The organism is Pseudomonas sp. NPDC089996, from assembly GCF_044748405.1.
Classification (GTDB): Bacteria; Pseudomonadota; Gammaproteobacteria; order Pseudomonadales; family Pseudomonadaceae; genus Aquipseudomonas.
On record NZ_JBIVGA010000002.1, the window covers coordinates 478,725 to 495,688 of the forward strand.

General features: G+C 63.8%; 16 protein-coding genes. 7 read left to right on the plus strand and 9 right to left on the minus strand.

Features of this window, described 5'->3' with window-relative positions; genetic code table 11:
• Window positions 1-173: 173 nt before the first annotated feature.
• The 3 genes from ACIPW4_RS05060 to ACIPW4_RS05070 are packed head-to-tail and all read left to right on the plus strand — an operon-like array spanning window position 174 to window position 3,992.
• Complete coding sequence (locus tag ACIPW4_RS05060; RefSeq protein WP_400655409.1) at window positions 174-1,565, plus strand: NAD(P)/FAD-dependent oxidoreductase; 1,392 nt, start codon at window positions 174-176, stop codon at window positions 1,563-1,565.
• A gap of 10 nt (window positions 1,566-1,575) precedes the next feature.
• Window positions 1,576-2,544 (plus strand): NAD(P)-dependent oxidoreductase, encoded by a 969-nt coding sequence (locus ACIPW4_RS05065; RefSeq protein WP_400655411.1) that lies wholly within the window; start codon window positions 1,576-1,578, stop codon window positions 2,542-2,544.
• The gene (locus ACIPW4_RS05070) at window positions 2,541-3,992 is read left to right on the plus strand and encodes an aldehyde dehydrogenase family protein (RefSeq protein WP_400655413.1); all 1,452 of its coding nucleotides are present in this window, start codon (window positions 2,541-2,543) and stop codon (window positions 3,990-3,992) included. Before ACIPW4_RS05065 ends, ACIPW4_RS05070 begins: the two co-directional genes overlap by 4 nt.
• A gap of 130 nt (window positions 3,993-4,122) precedes the next feature.
• On the opposite strand, the gene ACIPW4_RS05075 is transcribed toward ACIPW4_RS05070, so the two are convergent.
• Complete coding sequence (locus tag ACIPW4_RS05075) at window positions 4,123-5,001, minus strand: DMT family transporter (RefSeq protein ID WP_400655415.1); 879 nt, start codon at window positions 4,999-5,001, stop codon at window positions 4,123-4,125.
• A 226-nt stretch (window positions 5,002-5,227) separates the two neighbouring features.
• Here ACIPW4_RS05075 and ACIPW4_RS05080 point away from each other — a divergent pair, with 226 nt between their 5' ends.
• Entirely contained in the window at window positions 5,228-6,052 is an 825-nt protein-coding gene (locus ACIPW4_RS05080) for an aldo/keto reductase (RefSeq protein ID WP_400655417.1), read from the plus strand.
• Between the two features lie 133 nt (window positions 6,053-6,185).
• Here ACIPW4_RS05080 and ACIPW4_RS05085 read toward each other — a convergent pair whose 3' ends face one another.
• The 3 genes from ACIPW4_RS05085 to ACIPW4_RS05095 all read right to left on the minus strand — a co-directional run bounded on the left by ACIPW4_RS05085 (window position 6,186) and on the right by ACIPW4_RS05095 (window position 9,482).
• Window positions 6,186-8,276 carry a putative bifunctional diguanylate cyclase/phosphodiesterase gene (locus ACIPW4_RS05085; RefSeq protein ID WP_400655419.1) on the minus strand — a complete coding sequence of 697 codons (2,091 nt, stop codon included), beginning with the start codon at window positions 8,274-8,276 and terminating at the stop codon, window positions 6,186-6,188.
• Between the two features lie 139 nt (window positions 8,277-8,415).
• The gene (locus tag ACIPW4_RS05090; RefSeq protein ID WP_400655422.1) at window positions 8,416-8,910 is read right to left on the minus strand and encodes a GNAT family N-acetyltransferase; all 495 of its coding nucleotides are present in this window, start codon (window positions 8,908-8,910) and stop codon (window positions 8,416-8,418) included.
• 359 nt (window positions 8,911-9,269) lie between these two features.
• Window positions 9,270-9,482: a PLDc N-terminal domain-containing protein gene (locus ACIPW4_RS05095; protein WP_012314118.1), complete on the minus strand. Its 213-nt coding sequence runs from the start codon at window positions 9,480-9,482 to the stop codon at window positions 9,270-9,272.
• Window positions 9,483-9,656: 174 nt separating this feature from the next.
• Between ACIPW4_RS05095 and ACIPW4_RS05100 the strand changes: the two genes are divergently transcribed.
• Window positions 9,657-10,664 (plus strand): GlxA family transcriptional regulator, encoded by a 1,008-nt coding sequence (locus ACIPW4_RS05100; RefSeq protein ID WP_400655424.1) that lies wholly within the window; start codon window positions 9,657-9,659, stop codon window positions 10,662-10,664.
• 6 nt (window positions 10,665-10,670) lie between these two features.
• Here the strand turns inward: ACIPW4_RS05100 and ACIPW4_RS05105 are convergent, their stop codons facing one another.
• The 4 genes from ACIPW4_RS05105 to ACIPW4_RS05120 all read right to left on the minus strand — a co-directional run bounded on the left by ACIPW4_RS05105 (window position 10,671) and on the right by ACIPW4_RS05120 (window position 12,560).
• On the minus strand, window positions 10,671-11,342 hold the full coding sequence (locus ACIPW4_RS05105; RefSeq protein WP_400655426.1) for a TetR/AcrR family transcriptional regulator: 672 nt from the start codon (window positions 11,340-11,342) through the stop codon (window positions 10,671-10,673).
• 76 nt (window positions 11,343-11,418) lie between these two features.
• The gene (locus ACIPW4_RS05110) at window positions 11,419-11,568 is read right to left on the minus strand and encodes a DUF2256 domain-containing protein (RefSeq protein ID WP_400655428.1); all 150 of its coding nucleotides are present in this window, start codon (window positions 11,566-11,568) and stop codon (window positions 11,419-11,421) included.
• Window positions 11,565-12,098 carry a DUF3833 domain-containing protein gene (locus ACIPW4_RS05115; RefSeq protein WP_400655430.1) on the minus strand — a complete coding sequence of 178 codons (534 nt, stop codon included), beginning with the start codon at window positions 12,096-12,098 and terminating at the stop codon, window positions 11,565-11,567. The genes ACIPW4_RS05110 and ACIPW4_RS05115 overlap by 4 nt, the downstream gene beginning before the upstream one ends.
• A gap of 3 nt (window positions 12,099-12,101) precedes the next feature.
• The gene (locus tag ACIPW4_RS05120; RefSeq protein ID WP_400655576.1) at window positions 12,102-12,560 is read right to left on the minus strand and encodes a chalcone isomerase family protein; all 459 of its coding nucleotides are present in this window, start codon (window positions 12,558-12,560) and stop codon (window positions 12,102-12,104) included.
• Window positions 12,561-12,809: 249 nt separating this feature from the next.
• On the opposite strand from ACIPW4_RS05120, the gene ACIPW4_RS05125 reads away from it, so the two are divergent.
• Window positions 12,810-13,058 carry a CsbD family protein gene (locus ACIPW4_RS05125; protein WP_400655432.1) on the plus strand — a complete coding sequence of 83 codons (249 nt, stop codon included), beginning with the start codon at window positions 12,810-12,812 and terminating at the stop codon, window positions 13,056-13,058.
• Window positions 13,059-13,125: 67 nt separating this feature from the next.
• On the opposite strand, the gene quiC is transcribed toward ACIPW4_RS05125, so the two are convergent.
• The gene (quiC, locus tag ACIPW4_RS05130; protein WP_400655434.1) at window positions 13,126-15,033 is read right to left on the minus strand and encodes a 3-dehydroshikimate dehydratase QuiC; all 1,908 of its coding nucleotides are present in this window, start codon (window positions 15,031-15,033) and stop codon (window positions 13,126-13,128) included.
• A gap of 476 nt (window positions 15,034-15,509) precedes the next feature.
• Here quiC and ACIPW4_RS05135 point away from each other — a divergent pair, with 476 nt between their 5' ends.
• Window positions 15,510-16,883 carry an MFS transporter gene (locus ACIPW4_RS05135; protein WP_400655436.1) on the plus strand — a complete coding sequence of 458 codons (1,374 nt, stop codon included), beginning with the start codon at window positions 15,510-15,512 and terminating at the stop codon, window positions 16,881-16,883.
• The last annotated feature ends 81 nt before the right edge of the window (window positions 16,884-16,964 follow it).

Below are 16,964 nucleotides of genomic sequence, written 5' to 3' on the forward strand. Positions count from 1 at the left end.
AATAGCGCCATTGTAGGACGCACCTGGCGTCCGGCATATCATATGCCGCACAACAAATAGTAAGTCCATGACAAAACGCGCTGCCGTTCTATCAATTGTCATGCCTGTAATATCGGGCCGCTGGCCACGCTGAGCATCATGTAGTCACAACAACATGCTCAGAGGCACCCCACATGTACCGCGGATTCTGGTATGCCCAGGCACTCGACCTGGACAGCGACCTGGCCCCTGCCCTGCAGGACTCGATTCAAGCTGACGTCTGTATCGTCGGCGGTGGCTTTCTTGGCCTGTGGTCGGCCATCCGCCTGAAACAGGCACATCCCGAAAAGACCATCGTCATCGTCGAACGCGACCGCTGTGGCTCCGGTGCCAGCGGCCGCAATGGCGGCATCGCCACCAACTGGTGGGGCAAGTACCTGTCGGTGCGTACCATCTGCGGCGACGTCGAGGCACGGCGCATCTGCGAGGCGGCGGAATCGGCGATCGACGAGATCGGCACGTTCTGCCAGGAGCACGGCATCGATGCCCAGTACCGCAAGGATGGCTGGCTGTGGACCGCCACCAACCAGCGGCAGATGAACTCCTGGAAGGTGCTGACCGACGGGTTGCAGAAGCTCGATGTGAACCCGTTCCAGGAACTGGACCGCGAGACCATTCGCGGCCGCGTTGGCTCGCCGCTGGTGCTGGGCGGTATCTACGACCCCAATGCCGCGACTGTCCAGCCTGCAATGCTGGCACGTGGCTTGCGCCGGGTAGCGTTGAAGCTGGGGGTGAAGATCTTCGAGAAATCGCCCTTCACCCACCTGGTACGCGGCAAGCACCCGGTGGTGCACACTGCCATGGGCCACGTGAAGGCCAACCATGTGGTGCTCGCGCTCAACGCCTGGGGCGCGCAGTTCCCCGAGCTGCGCCGGATGATCGCGATCATGTCCAGCGACATGGTCGCCACCGCACCGGTAAAAGCCAAGCTCGATGCCATCGGTTTCAGCCGTGGCGAGTGCATGACCGATTCGCGCACCGTGCTCAACTACTGGCGCAACACCCCTGACGGCCGTGTCGTGTTCGGCAAGCCGCTGGGCCAGTTTGCCTACGCCGGGCGCATCGGCAACCTCTATGAAAAACCCTCGCCGGCGGCCGACAAGGTCGCCGCCGAACTGCGCCGCCTGTACCCGCAACTGGAGGACGTGCCGGTGGTCAGCAGCTGGACCGGGCCGATCGACCGAGCCATGAAGGGCCTGCCCAACTTCGGCTACCTCGACCACCACCAGACGGTGAGCTACGGCATCGGCTTTTCGGGCAACGGCGTGGCCACCACGGTGTTCGCCAGCCGCATCATCAAGTCGCTGGCCACCCATGCCAGTGACGAGTGGGCCAACTGCGGACTGGTCAATCAGAAGATGAAGCTGCTGCCGCCAGAGCCGTTCCGCTTCTTCGGCGCGCACATGGTGCGTGATGCCCTGGTGCGCAAGGAGTCGCTGGAAGACCACGACCAGGACGCCGGTTTCGTCACCCGCCAGCTGGTCAGCATGGCCCCAGCCGGCTATGTGCCGGCGCAGAAAAAATAAGGAAGACACCGTGAGCGAACATATCGTCCTGCTCGACGACGAGGGCCTGGCGCCCTCCACCCGGCTCAAGCGCCCGGACTGCGAGCACACCTGGCAACAGTTTGCCTACACCCATCCAGAGCAGATACTCGAGCACCTCAAGGATGCCACCATCGCCTTCACCTGCAGCGTGCCGCTGCGTGAAGAGCATCTGCGCCAGCTGCCCAGGCTGAAAATGATTTCGCTGGCCCTGACCGGCCGCGACATCGTCGATGTCGACTACTGCGACGCCCACGGCATCGAAGTGGCCAGCGTACCGGGCTACGCGGCCAATACCGTGGCCGAGCACAGCCTGGCGATGATTCTCGAACTGTTCCGCCGCCCGGCCGCATTCACCCGGCTGATGCGCCAGGTGCATGCCGGCAAGGCCGAATACAAGAACATCTACTTCGACCACCGCATTCGCGATGTGCGTGGCAAGCAACTGGCGATCATCGGCAGCGGCCCGATCGCCGTGCGCCTGGCCGAGCTGGCCCGGGCCTTCGGCATGCAGGTGCTGTTCGAGGACCGTGGCGGCAAGCGCCGTGGTGCCGACTGCCGGCCTCTGGCCGAGTTGCTGCGCAGCTGCGACGTGCTGTCGATCAACTGCCCGTTGACGCCCGAAACCCACAACCTGATCGACGCTGACCGGCTGGCCCTGATGAAGCCGGATGCCGTGGTCGTCAACACCGGCCGTGGCGGGGTGGTCAACGAGGCGGCGTTGATCGACGCCCTGCAAAACGGACGCCTGGGCGGCGTGGCCCTGGACGTGGTGGAAGTCGAGCCGCTACACCCGAGCAACCCGTTGTTCCAGCTGATCGACCGCGACGACTTCCTGCTCAACCCGCACATCGCCTGGAGCAGCGAGGACGCCATGCAGCAGTTGATGGACTGCGCCGTGGACAACATCAGCGACTTCGTCGCCCGCCAAGCCAACAGCAAAAGGATCCGTAGCGCATGACCCTGGCAAGCAAGAGCAGTTACGTCGACGGCGCCTTCGTCGCCCTGGACAGCGGCACCGACATACTGGAAAACCGCAACCCGTCCAACCCTGCAGACGTCATCGAGCGCTTCGTGCGCGCCGACCAGGCGCTGACCGAACAGGCCCTCGTCGCCGCCCGCCGTGCCGCACCCGGCTGGGCACGCAGCAACCCCCAGCAACGCGCCGATGCGCTGGACTTCATCGGCAGCGAGATCCTCGCCCGCCGCCAGGAACTGGCCACCTTGCTGGCCCGCGAGGAAGGCAAGATCGTCCGCGAGGCCTTGGGTGAAGTGGACCGCGCCGGGCGCTCGTTCAAGTTCTACGCCCAGGAGGCGCTGCGCGCCGAGGGCGAGAAATACCAGTCGGTGCGCCAGGACGTGGGCATCGACGTGTTCACCCAGCCGTTGGGCGTGATCGGCATCATTGCGCCGTGGAACTTCCCGATCGCGATCCCGGCGTGGAAGATCGCCCCGGCGCTGTGCTTCGGCAATTGCGTGGTGTTCAAACCTGCCGAACTGGTGCCCTCCTCGGCCTGGGCGCTGGCCGAGATCATCTCCCGCGCTGGCCTGCCGCCGGGTGTGTTCAACCTGCTGATCGGGCCAGGGCGCAGCGTCGGCGACACGATCATCCGCTCGCCGCTGGTCGACGGGATCAGCTTCACCGGCTCGGAAAATACTGGCCGGCAGATCGCCCGGTTGGCGGCCGAAGGCATGAAGAAAGTGCAACTGGAAATGGGCGGCAAGAACCCGCTGATCGTGCTCGACGATGCCGACCTGGAGCAGGCGGTGGACGTGGCGCTGAACGGTTCGTTCTTCAGCACCGGGCAGCGTTGCACGGCGAGCTCGCGGGTGATCGTTACCGAGGGGGTCCACGATGCCTTCGTCGCACGCCTGGCCGAGCGCACCCGTGCGCTGAAGGTGGGCGATGCCTTGCAGGCCAGTACCGATATCGGCCCGGTGGTCGATGGCCGGCAGCTGGAACAGAACCTGGCGTACGTGGCCAGCGGCCGTGAACAAGGGGCGAAACTGGTGTGCGGTGGTGAAGTGGTAGAGAACGACGCGGGGGCGTATCTGTTCACCCCTGCGCTGTTCACAGAGGTGACACCAGACATGCGCATCTACCGCGAAGAGATCTTCGGACCGGTGCTGAGCGTGCTCAAGGTGCGCGACTACGACGAAGCCTTTGCCGCCGCCGAGGATACGGCGTTTGGCTTGTCAGCGGGGATCGTCACTACGTCGCTGAAACATGCCGAGCACTTCAAGCGCAACAGCTCGGCAGGCATGGTGATGGTCAACCTGCCGACGGCGGGGGTGGATTACCACGTGCCGTTTGGTGGCAATGGCGCTTCGAGCCTGGGGTCGCGGGAGCAAGGGACCCATGCGCGGCAGTTCTTTACCCGGGTGAAGACCACTTACCAGTTGGCCTGACAGGGCCTCGGGGGCCGCGCCCACAAGAGCATGCAGTCTCAGCGGAGAATGCAGTCCTCTGTGGGAGCGGCCTTGCGTCGCGAAAGGGGCGCAAAGCGCCCCCAGCAATCTCGAACCCAGCAAATGCCTTTCACTTCTTGCGCTGCATCCACGCCGCCCCCAGGCCGCTCAGGCAGATGATGGCGATACCCAACAAGCTCGCGGTGTCGGGCACCTGACCGTAGATCAGCAGCCCCAGCATCCCGGCAAACACGATCTGGCAGTAGCTGAACGGCGCCAGCAGCGCCGGCGCGGCATGGCGGAAGGCTTGGGTCAGCAGCAAGTGCGCACTCATGCCGAAACCGCCCAGGGCCAGCATCAGCAATGCATGCTCCCAGCGCGGCACCTCCCAGAAGAACGGCACCAGCGCACTCATCACCAGGGTGTTGCACAGCCCGGCGTAGAAGTTGCTGGTGGTCGGGCTGTCGTAAGCTGCCAGGATGCGCGTGAGCAGCTGATAAAAGCAGAAGCCCAGTGCCGAACCGAAAGGATAGAGGATCGCCGGGGTAAACATCGCGCCACCGGGGTGCACCACCACCAGCACACCGATGAAGCCCAGCACCACCGCCACCCACTGCCCTGGCGTCACCCGCTCCTTGAGCAAGGGCGCCGACAGGGCGGTGACCAGTACCGGGGCAAGGAAGTTGACCGAGGTCGCCTCGGCCAGGGGCAGGTATTGCAGGCCGGTGGTGAACAGCAGGCTGGTACTCAGCAGGCTCAGCGCCCGCAAGGTCTGCAGCACCGGGCGACGGGTGCGCAGTACATTGAGGCCCGACTTGGGCAGGAAGATCCCGGCCATCAGCAACGTGTGCACCACATAACGTGCCCATACCACCATGACGATCGGGTACAGCCCACCGAGGAACTTGGACAAGGCATCGTGGCTGGCGAACAGCAGCGTCGCCACCACCACCAGGGCGATGCCGCGCAGGGGTTGGTTGACTCCGGACAGCGGTGTGCTGGAACTCATGGCGTTCTCGACGGCGGCGCGCGCTGAATGCTGCGCCAGGGAAAGGTGCGACAGCACGGATTCTAGAAGAGATACGACGACTTGAGGAAGTTCATTTCCAGGCTTTGCATGGCATGTTTGCCATTGCGTTCGCTGATCGACCACTTTGTGCCCCGGCTGCATGGTCCGTGCTCGGCAAAGCGCGCACCATCGGCTGCGGACCTTCTACCTCGAACAAGGAGTTTTCATGCACCGGCTCACCACCCGCAACGGCCTCGATCTACCCTGCATCGGCCTGGGCACCTGGCCAATGACCGGCGACGCCTGCACCCGCGCCGTGCACCAGGCGCTGGAACTGGGCTACCGGCACATCGACACCGCCACCGCCTATGACAACGAGGCTGCCGTCGGCCAGGCCCTGCGCGAAAGCAACGTGCCCCGCGAGCAGATCCACCTGACCACCAAGGTCTGGTGGGACCGACTGGACCCCAAGGCCATGCGCCAGTCGCTGGAAGACAGCCTGCGCGCGCTGGGCACCGAGCAGGTCGACCTGTTCCACATCCATTGGCCCGGCAAAGACTGGGACCTGGCCCGCAGCATCGAAACCCTGACCGCCCTGCGCGACGAGGGCAAGGCACGCAGCATCGGTATGGCCAACTTCCCGCTGGGCCTGCTGCGCCGGGTGATCGAAGAGCTGGGTGCGCCGCTGTCGGCGATCCAGGTCGAATACCATGTGCTGCTCGGCCAGCAGCCGCTGCTCGAGTATGCCCGTCAACATGACCTGCTGCTGACCGCCTATACCCCGCTGGCCCGTGGCCGTGCGGCTGAACAGGCGGTGATCCGCGAGATCGCGCGCAAGCATGGCGTGCTGCCGAGCCAGGTGGCGTTGAAGTGGTTGCTGGACCAGGATGGCGTGGCGGTGATCCCCAAGGCCAGCAGCCGGGAAAACCAGCTGGCCAACCTGGCAGCGCTGGAGGTGCGTCTGGATGATGCGGACCGCGCGCTGATTGCCGGGTTGCCGAAGGATCAGCGGGTGGTCAGCCCAGACTTTGCCCCGGACTGGAATAGCTGAGTCCTGACAGGGCCTCTGTGGGAGCGGGCGCGCCCGCGAAGCATCCAGCACGGTAGCTGGCACCGGCTACGCCGGTGTTCGCGGGCACGCCCGCTCCCACAGGGGCTGCGAAGCAGCCTGAGAAGCCCGGCGCCTAAACGCAGACCTGCTTCAAACGCTCGCTCGCCGGGGCCGGCCGCCCATACAGGTAGCCCTGGAAGTGCGAGCACCCTTCCGCCCGCAGCCGCTGCATCTGCTCCTCCGACTCCACCCCTTCGGCCGTGGTCTTGATCATCAGGCTGTTGGACAGCTCGGTAATCGCACGGATGATCGACATCGCCTCGCGGCTTTCGCACATGTCATGCACGAACGACTTGTCGATCTTGATGCGGTCGAACGGGAAGGAGCGCAGATACCCCAGCGACGAGTAGCCGGTGCCAAAGTCGTCCAGCGATATCGACACGCCCAGGTCCTTCAGCGCCCGCAGGGTGCGCACGTTCTCTTCGCTGTTGCCCAGCAGCACCGACTCGGTGATTTCCAGCTCCAGGCGCTGCGGCGCCAGCCCCGAGTCGGCCAACGCGAGGGTCACGGTGTGAACTAGGTTGGCGTTCTTGAACTGCACCGCCGACAGGTTCACCGACACGGTCTGCTCGGTACCCCAGGTGGCCGCCTCCTGGCATGCCAGGTTCAGCGCCCGGGTGCCGAGTTCATGGATCAGCCCGGTTTCCTCGGCAATGGGGATGAAGTCCATGGGCATGACCATGCCCCGGGTCGGGTGCTCCCAGCGCAGCAACGCCTCGTAGCCGGTAACGCTGCTGGTCTGCTGATCCACCACCGGTTGGTAGTGCAGCTGCAACTGCCCCAGGTGCAGGGCGGTGCGCAGGTCGGTTTCCACCAGGCGGCGCTGGCGGGCGGCGACATCCAGTTCGAGGTGGAAGCACTCATAGCGGTTGCGGCCGTTGCGCTTGGCCTCGTACAGGGCCATGTCGGCGTAGCCGAGCAGTTGTTCGGCCTGGTCGTTGTCTTCGGGTGCAATGGCGATGCCGATGCTCACGCCCACCGCGAACTGATGGCCCTCGATCAGAAACGGCGGGCAGGTGGCCTCGATCAGGCGTTTGGCGGTGTTGCATGCAGCTTCACGGCTGTCCAGGCCAGTCAGCACCACGGCGAATTCGTCACCGCCCAGCCGGGCCAGGGTGTCGTGCTCGCGCAGTTCGCGGCGCAGGCGCTTGCCGAGCGCACGCAGCAGCTTGTCGCCAATGGCATGGCCGAGGGAGTCGTTGATGTTCTTGAAGTTGTCCAGGTCTAGGCACAGCGCGGCGGTGAGCTTTTCGCTGTCCTGGCCGCGCACCAGGGCCTGCTTGAGACGCTCGTGGAACAAGGTGCGGTTGGGCAGCCCGGTGAGCGCGTCGTGGTGTGCCATGTGGTGGATCTGCGCGTGAGCGGCCAGCTCTTCGGTCGCGTCTTCGGCCACGAACAGCACGTAATCTGCCTGGCCCTCGCACTTCTGGCTGAGCAATGCACGGCTACGCAAGGTGCGCGGGCCACAGGCGGTATCGACCCGGGTTTCGGCGGCAAAACCCTTGCTGCTGCGGGCGCCCCGGCTGAGCTGGGACTCCAGGTAATCCGCCGCGGCCGGTGCCAGGCACTCACCGGGCGTGTGGCCGATCATCGGCTTGCCACGCCCACCGAACAGGCGCTCGGCCTGCTGGTTGGCGAGCAGGATACGCTGGGTGTCAAGGTCCTGAACGATGACGCTGGCGGGGATGTTGGCGATCACCGAGTCGAGGAACTGCGACAGGTTGGCCATTTCCTGGCTGTACTGCTCGGCCAGTTCCTTGGCCTGCAAAAGCTCAAGCTCCTGCTGGCGGCGTTCGGAAATGTCGCGGGTGACCTTGGCGAAGCCAACCAGCTGGCCGTGGTCGTCACGCACCGCTTCGATCACCACATGGGCGTGGAAGGCTGTACCGTCCTTGCGCAGGCGCGCCCCGATCTCTTCGAAGCGGCCGGTGCTGCGGGCCTGTTCCAGGTTGTGTTCGGGCAAGCCGGCGGCGCGCTCGGCTGCGCTGTAGAACAGTGAGTAATGCTGGCCGACGATTTCCTCGGCGCGATAACCCTTGGCCCGCTGGGCGCCGGGGTTCCAGTTGGCGACAATACCGTCGGGGGTGAGCAGGTAGATGGCATAGTCCACCACGCTCTGGATCAATAGCCGGTACATGATGTCGGGGCTTGCGACTAGCGACATGAAATTTACCTGAACCTGCGACGCGCACAAAAGAAACCCCGCGCCAGAGCGGCCGGGTCTTGAACAACAGTGCTGGCATTATGCCTTGCGAGCTGGTTTTGTGAAGTAGGTCACAAAATTTTGCTGGATTATTGTCCAGTCAGTGGAAAACGGAAGTTACCTGGTAGGTGAGCAGGTCCGGTTCATCGCCGGGGAAAATCTGCTGCACTGGCCGCTGCAAGTCGGCCACCACGGCCTTGCAGAACGCTACGGCGATCGGGTCCAGGGCGTGGCAGCGCAGCAACCAGTCGCCGGGGCTGACGAGGAACTCATTGGTCACTGCGCGGCCGATGCCTTGGCGCCGATAGCGCTTGAGAATGAACAGGTCGGCCAGTTCAAGTGCGTCGATGCCGGGCAACTCGCTACGCTCGACCAGCACGAAGCCGGCGATGAAACCGTCCACCAACACCAGGCTGGCGCTCCAGCCCGGGGACTGCCAGTAGCGCTGCAGGTGCTCTTCGTGAATGTAGAAACGGCCGTCCACCTCGACATCTTCCTGCTCCCAGTCGGAGGACTCATAGGCGTAGAACTGATAGAGGTTACGGATCAGTTCGGCCTGGTCGGGGGTGGTGGGCAGCAGTTCAATGGGCGGCATGGCTGGGATGGCTCGGGGAAAAGGCCATTCTACGGCTTTTGCGTTGCCTTCACCGGCCCTTTCGCGGGCGGGCCCGCTCCCACACAGGTCGGGTATGGGTCAAGCATCTGTAGGAAATTTCCCTATAACCATTAAGAAACTCAACACCTGTCCCCGGGCACCGCTGAAGAAAAACGCAAAGAAGCCAGCAAGTCGATTCCTACCCGCATCCGTGACGCATTCAAGGCGCTTGAAGTGCAGGACACGGTCGGCTTCGCCGGCAGCCTGATGGTCAGCGGCCTAGACCCGGCCATCAAGATCGGCATCACTCCAGACTGAAGCCACCGGTACCAGGCGCGCCGCGTCTGGTACCGCAACCGTCACTTCTCCTGCAGCACCGCCCTGCCCTTCACCGCCCGCGGCCCGCGCCAGGCCCAGAACAGCAAACCCGGGAACGGTGCATAGACCACGAACACAATCCACAGCATCTTGCGCTCTGCGCGCCGCTCGCTGCCGATGATGTGCCAGATGGCGAAGATCTCCAGCAGGATGACCAGGGCCGCGACAATGATCCAGATCGTTCCGATTTCCATGAGCACTCTCCCGTTGGCATGTAAAGGGTTGGGCTGTTGCCGGCCGTTAGGGTTCATTTCAAAATAGCCCACTTGCCTCAACACGACCTGCTACACGACACACGCCCACCGGAAGTTGTCTTTCCCGCACGCTCCCGCCACACTCTGCTGGCCAGCCAGGAAGCGGAGTCCAGAGTGCCCACCCCACGTCAGTTCAGCAAGAAGACCAGCACCAGCAACATGCTGCGGCTCAAGGCCAGCGCCGGCAGCCCCGAGGCACCCTACCGCGTCGACTTCATCCTGCTCGAGCACTTCTCGATGGCCAGTTTCACCGTGGCCATGGACGTGCTGGTCACCGCCAACCTGCTGCGCGCCGACAGCTTCCGCTTCACCCCGCTGTCACTCAAGGGTGACCGGGTGCTGAGCGACCTGGGCCTGGAACTGGTCGCCAGCGAACTGTCCGCCGGCGAACTCAAGGAGCTCGACCTGCTGATTGTTTGCGGCGGCCTGCGCACTGCACTGAAATACCCCGAGCTCGACCGCCTGCTGGACGACTGCGCTGCACACGGCATGGCCCTGGGCGGGCTCTGGAACGGCGCGTGGTTCCTCGGCCGTGCCGGCGTGCTCGACGACTATGGCTGCAGCATCCACCCCGAACAGCGCGCCAGCCTGTCCGAGCGCAGCCCGCAAACCCGCATCACCCCGGCCAGCTTCACCCTCGACCGCGACCGCCTCAGCGCCGCCAGCCCCAACGGCGCCATGGAGCTGATGCTCGGCCTGGTGCGCCGCCTGTACGGCGACGGTCTGGCAGAGGGCGTGGAGGAGATCCTGTCGTTCTCTGGTGCGCGCTACCGCCAGGTCGGCCCAGGGGCGAAGAAGTCCATGAGCCTGCACCTGCGCACCATCGTCGAACTGATGGAAAACAACCTCGAAGAAACCCTGAGCCTCGACCAGCTGGCCGCTTACAGCGGCCGCTCGCGCCGGCAGATCGACCGCCTGTTCCAGGCCCAGCTGGGCACCTCGCCGCGGCGCTACTACATGGAGCTGCGCATCACCAAGAGCCGCCGCCTGCTGCAGTACTCCGACCTGTCGGTGATGGAGGTGGCAGTGGCCTGTGGCTTCGTCTCGGTGTCGCACTTCAGCAAGTGCTACGCCGCCTACTTCGGCTACCCGCCATCACGCGAGCAACGGCTGGGCGAATAAGCCCGTTCAGGCGCGGATGTAGCTGAGGATCGCATCGCAGATCATCAGCCGGTGGCGCTGCTTGACCTGCTCGTCGGCCAGATCGATCTGGAAGATGTCGCCAAAGGTGTGGCGGTTGGATACCCGATAGAAGCAGAACGAGCTCATCAGCATGTGCAGGTCGATGACCTCGATGCCCTCGCGGAACACGCCCTCTTGCACGCCACGCGCCAAGGTGCTGCTCAGTGCCTGCAGCACCAGGCTGCTCATCTCGCGGATGGCCGGGGATTTCTTGACGTATTCACCGTAATGAATGTTCTCGGTGCAGACCATGCGCACGAAATCGACGTTGCGGTCGTGGTGGTCGAAGGTGAACTCGGCCAGCCGGCGGATCGCCTGCTCGGCCGGAAGCGACTCCAGGTCCAGGCTCTGCTCGGTCTTGCGGATATCGCCATAGAGCTTGACCAGGCACTCGACGTACAGCTGCTCCTTGCTGCCGAAGTAGTAGTAGATCATGCGCTTGGAGGTGGCCGTGCGCTCGGCAATGGCGTCCACCCGGGCACCGGCCAGGCCCTGCTGGACGAACTCGTTGATGGCGGCCTGGAGGATGTCCTCGCGGGTTTTCTCGGGGTTGTTCTTGCGCGGTTGGCGCGTAGCCGAGGGTTCAGGCGGGCTGAGGGGGGCTACGGGGTTGCTCATGGCTGCTCACGGGATATTTTTGGGATTTGGGGGGATTATCCGTGAGTGGCAAGAGGCTGGGAAGCAGGCTTTTGGCTCAAGTGCCGGGTGAGCGGCGTTTCGCTGCGCGCCGGCAGCGCTCGGAACAATAGCGTACATCATCCCAACAACGCGCCCAGCGCTTGCGCCAGGTGAATGGCAGGCCACAGGCGACGCAGACCTTACTGGGCCGTTCGCAGTTGTTCATGGTGAGCCTTGCGGCATGCGGCGGAAGAACAAGGTTATCTGACCGACCTCCACCCCGAACTTGCTCATGCGGGTGCGGTTGATCAGGGTGTCCTCGTCCATCAGGTACATCCAGTCATCCATGTCCATGGTCCAGTGCCGGCCATCGACCGGCAGGTCCAGCTGGTAGCGCCATTGCAGGGCATTGCCCGCCACGACGCCGGTAGCCTCGCCTATCACGTCACCTGCCGTGCCGCGCCAGCGGTCCGGCCCGTCGGGGGTGAGGGTCCAGGTCCGTTGCTGGCGAGTACCGTCGCTGTAGACGAAGTGCTCGTCGAGGATCAGCCGCGCGCCCTCACGGCGGCTGTCGATGCGCACATGGAAGCGTTTGACCACCTCCCCCGAGCGCTTCTGGAACATGCCCCAGGCCTGCACCGGCTGCGAGAAGAATGCCACCAGATCCAGACGCGGTTGTTGCTGGGCGTAGTGTTCAACCCCGACCTTGCAACTGCCCAGCAGCAGGCAGGTGAACAGCAGCAATGCCTTGTACATGTTTCAGCCTCCTTGATCGCTCCCGGCTCGCCCCAGCAATTGCTCGCGCAGGCCCGCATCGCGGGCTCGGGGGGCCAGCCAGATGGAGAAGAACGCTCGGGCGAAGGCCGGGTCGGGGACTGCTTCGGTAAGTTGGCCATCGACATAGAAACGGCAACCTTTGCCAGGCAGATACAGGCCAGTGATGCGCATGCCCGGGCGCACGTCGACCAAGGCCTGGGCCAGAGTGGCGGACCATTGCCTGACCGTGGCGGCGGGCAACGGGCGGTTCGCCAAGCGTTGTATTTCATCGATGCTGGCTTGCACCAAGGTGTTCCGCGACAGCGACCGGTGGTAGGTCAGCTCGAGGGCGAAGGGCGCCTCCCAGATCCCGGCACCCTCGGCGCGCCACAGTCGGGCGGTGTAGAGACGCAGGCCGAACCAGGTGAAGTCGCCACTGCCCGCCAGTTGCGCTGCTGGCATAGCTGAGCGCCAATCGGCAGCGGACGGTTGATCCGTCGAGATCAGGAAAGTCAGCGCCAGTGCGCTGAGGGTCAGCGTCTTGATTATCACGAGCGAGCACCCTCAAGGCAGGTTGTACAAGAATAGATTCATGTACAGCTGCTGAAAGAAAGGACCGATGAATCGCACCCGGTGGAACCAATCATCAGTCAGCGCCCCCTAACCCTGTGCGACAAGCCCATAGCGACTCACAGGAAGGTTTGATCAATCATGAAGCGTGAACAGATCGAAGGTTTGGCAGAGAAAGTGACAGGCAAGGCACAAAGCGCCGCAGGTCAGTGGCTGGATGACCCGGAGCTGGAAGCGCAAGGGGATGCACGGCAGGTGTCTGGGCAGATCACCAAGAGCTATGGTGATGCGCTGGACAACGTCTCGGCGTTTGTACGGGAAAAGCCGTTGACGGCGCTGGCAGTAGCCGCGGGGCTCACGCTGTTGGTGAGCCGCTTGTTGCGCCGTTGAGTCGATAACGGCCGCATGGCGGCCGTTTTTTAGAAAAAAGGCCGCTTCTGCGAAGCGGCTTAGGTAATTACAACACCGGCTTGCGCGCCGCCCCGCTACGCCGCTTGGCCATCGCCGCCAGGCGCACCGCCACGTTCGCCGCGCCATACCCGGCATAACCGCCCTTGCGCTGGATGATCTCGAAGAAGAAACGGTCCTCGAACGGCTCGGTATAAACGTGGAACAGTTCACCGCCCTGAGCATCGCGGTCGTACAGCACGTTGTAGTACGCCAGCTCGCTCAGGAATTCGTCGCTGAAATCGAAGCGCGCCGCCAGGTCGTCATAGTAGTTCAGCGGAATTTCCAGCAATGGCACGCCTGACTCCTTTGCCCTCGCCACTTCAGCGAAGATGTCCACGCAATCGAAGGCGATGTGGTGCACGCCCGAACCGCGATAGCTGGACAGCGCATGGGCAATGGCAGTGTTGCGGTTCTCCGAGATGTTCAGCGGCAAACGCAAGCTGCCGCACTGGCTGCGCAAGGCGCGGCTCTTGACCAGGCCGTATGGGTCGGGCAGCACCACTTCGTCGTCGGCGGCAAAGTCGAACAGGCTCTTGTAGAACAGTACCCAGCTGTCCAGCGACTCGGCCGGCAGCGCCAGGGCCATGTGGTCGATGCGCTGCAGACCACCGGTGGCACTGGCGGCCGGGTCCAGGCGGAAGTCGGTGTCGTACAGCGACGGCCCCTCCTTGCCCTGCTCCACCAGGTAGATCAGGCTGCCGTCCGGCGCACGCACGGCCGGCACTTCGCATTCGTTAGGGCCGACCAGGCCACGAAATGGTTGGCCGCGCAGGTCGGTGGCGCGTTGCAGCGCGGCGTGCTCATCCTTCACCCGCAGAGCGGTGGCGCACAACGACGGGCCGTGGGCTTCGAAGAAGTTATGGCCGAACGAATACGGCTCGGCGTTGAGCACGATGTTGATGTCGTTCTGTCGCAGCAGGCGCACATCCTTGCTGCGGTGTTTGCCGGCTTCGGCGAAGCCCAGGCGCTTGAGCCAGCTACCCAGGCGCGCGCCGACGGCTTCGTCGACGGCAAATTCGAGAAACTCCACGCCGTCATAGGCGCTGGCCGCCGGCGGGGTGAACAGCACGCCCGGCTCGATGATGGTGCCTTCCTGTTCCAGGCGCAGGCGGGTCTGCTCTTCGAGGTACAGCAGCGAGCGCAGGCCGTCGGCGGCGTTCTGCCGCGGTGGTGCGGCGCGGAAGCCGTCGTTGAAGATTTCCAGCGACAGCGGGCCACGGTAACCGGTGGCGAGGATCGGCGCGAGGAAGCCGGCCAGGTCCATTTCACCCTGGCCCGGGAAGTTGCGAAAGTGCCGGCTCCACTCCAGCACGTCCATGTTCAGGATCGGCGCATCGGCCATCTGCACGAAGAAGATCTTGTCGCCGGGGATGTCGCGGATTGCTGCCGGGTCGCCTTTGAGCGACAGGGTATGGAAGCTGTCGAGGATAACGCCCAGCGCCGGGTGATCGGCCTGGCGCACCAGGTTCCACACTTGCTGATAGGTATTGACATGGCGGCCCCAGGCCAACGCTTCGTAGCCAATGCGCAGGCCGCGTTTGCCTGCGTGCTCGCCGAGCAGGCGCAAGTCGTCTACCAGGATCTGCTCATCGCCCAAAGCGTCGGCCTGGACGTTGCTGCACACCAGCACCAGGTCGGTGCCAAGCTCTTGCATCAGGTCGAACTTGCGCTCGGCGCGGTCGAGGTTCTTCTGCAGGCGGTCGCGGCGGCAGCCTTCGAAATCACGGAACGGCTGGAACAGGGTGATGGCAATGCCAAGGTCGGCGCACATCTGCCGCACTTCACGCGGGCTGCCGGCGTAGTACAACAGGTCGTTTTCGAAGATCTCGACGCCGTCGAAACCGGCGGCGGCGATGGCTTCGAGCTTTTCCGGCAGGGTGCCGCTCAAGGACACGGTGGCTATCGAACGCTGCATGGAGGAGTTCCTTGTTATTGGACGGACGACGATCCCGAAACCTCGCTGGGTTCCTGGCACTGTCGATTATTCGCAGGTAAAGTCGGCCCGGCAATCTGTTTGTACGGAATGGTTAGTTTTGCGTTCGATTACCGCACAAAACCGATTCTGGCGAATTGATTCACTGCCAACCCTAAGCAAACATGAACCCAGACGCAGGCACACCGAGCGCCCTCCTCTGCCCTGACGGACACTCGGCACAACCTGCGCACGCCCAACGTCGCGACATAATAAGTTCAATAAACCGGGTACCGACCTATGCACACCTCCATCGCCCTGCGATCCGCACCTGCTCGTTCGTTCTTCCTTTGCAGACACCGCCTGCGATCGTCCGCGCTATAACGCACGCCCTACTCCCGACAAGCGATCGCACACCCCCTGGCCGCCCCCGAGCGACGCCAGCCGTGCGGCGACCTACAAGAACAACGGAGACAACGATGGCCCACTCAAGCTCTCAAGCCAAGAAAGCGACCGCCAGCGGATGGATTGGCTCGGCACTCGAATACTACGATTTCTTCATCTATGCCCAGGCTGCGGCGCTGATCTTCCCACAGATCTTCTTCCCCAACACCGACCCGAAAATGGCCATCATCGCCTCGCTGGCCACCTATGGCGTGGGCTACCTGGCGCGCCCGGTCGGGGCGTTCGTGCTTGGCCATTGGGGTGACACCCGTGGGCGCAAGAACGTGCTGCTGCTGTGCATGTTCCTGATGGGCCTGTCGACCATGGCCGTCGGCCTGCTGCCGACCTACCACGACATCGGCCTGCTGGCCCCGGCCTTGTTGGTGGTGCTGCGCCTGGTCCAGGGCTTTGCCGTGGCCGGTGAAATTTCCGGTGCCAGTTCGATGATCATGGAACACGCGCCGTTCGGCCGGCGTGGCTACTACGCCAGCTTCACCTTGCAGGGCGTGCAGGCCGGCCAGGTACTGGCGGCGGCGGTGTTCCTGCCACTGGCCTACTTCATGCCGAGCGAAGCGTTCAACGAGTGGGGCTGGCGAATTCCGTTCCTGATGAGCGCCGTCGTCCTGATCGCGGGCTTCATCATCCGCAAGGAAGTGCACGAAACCCCTGCGTTCGTGAAGGAAGAGAAGCAGGACAAGGTTGCCAAGTCGCCGATCAGCGAAGCCTTCCGCCACAGCTGGAAGCACATGGTGCTGGTGATGTTCATGGCCCTGATGAATGTTATCCCGGTAGTCGCGACCATTTTCGGTGCGGCCTACGCGGTGCAGCCTGCCTACGGCATCGGCTTCGACAAGAGCGTGTACCTGTGGATCCCGGTGGTCGGCAACATCGTCGCGGTGCTGGTGATCCCGTTCGTGGGCAACCTCTCCGACAAGATCGGCCGCCGCCCGACCATGATCGCTGGCTGCCTGGGCTCGGGCCTGCTGGCCTTCGTCTACCTGTATGCGATCAGCATCCAGAACGTGCCGCTGGCCTTCGCTGCCTCGATCGTGATGTGGGGCATGGTCTACCAGGGCTACAACGCGGTGTTCCCAAGCTTCTACCCGGAGCTGTTCCACACCCGCTACCGCGTGTCGGCCATGGCCATCGCACAGAACGTCGGCACCATGCTCACCGCCATGCTGCCGGCGCTGTTCGCCCTGGTGGCACCACCGGGTTCGGACAACATTCCGCTGGTGGTCGGTGGCCTGGCGTTCTTCATCACCTGCGTGTGTGCACTGGCGGCTTACATTGCGCCTGAGACACACCGGATGGCGATGGAAGACCTGGGTAACCCAGAGGCCAAGCCGATGGAGAAGGAAGCCTTCGAGGCCAGCCGCAAAGGTAGCTTTCAGGCAGTGAACTCCTGATAGATTGCTGGGGCCGCTTCGCGCCCCTTTCGCGACACAAGGCCGCTCCTACAGGATTACGCGTTCCCTTGTAGGAGCGGC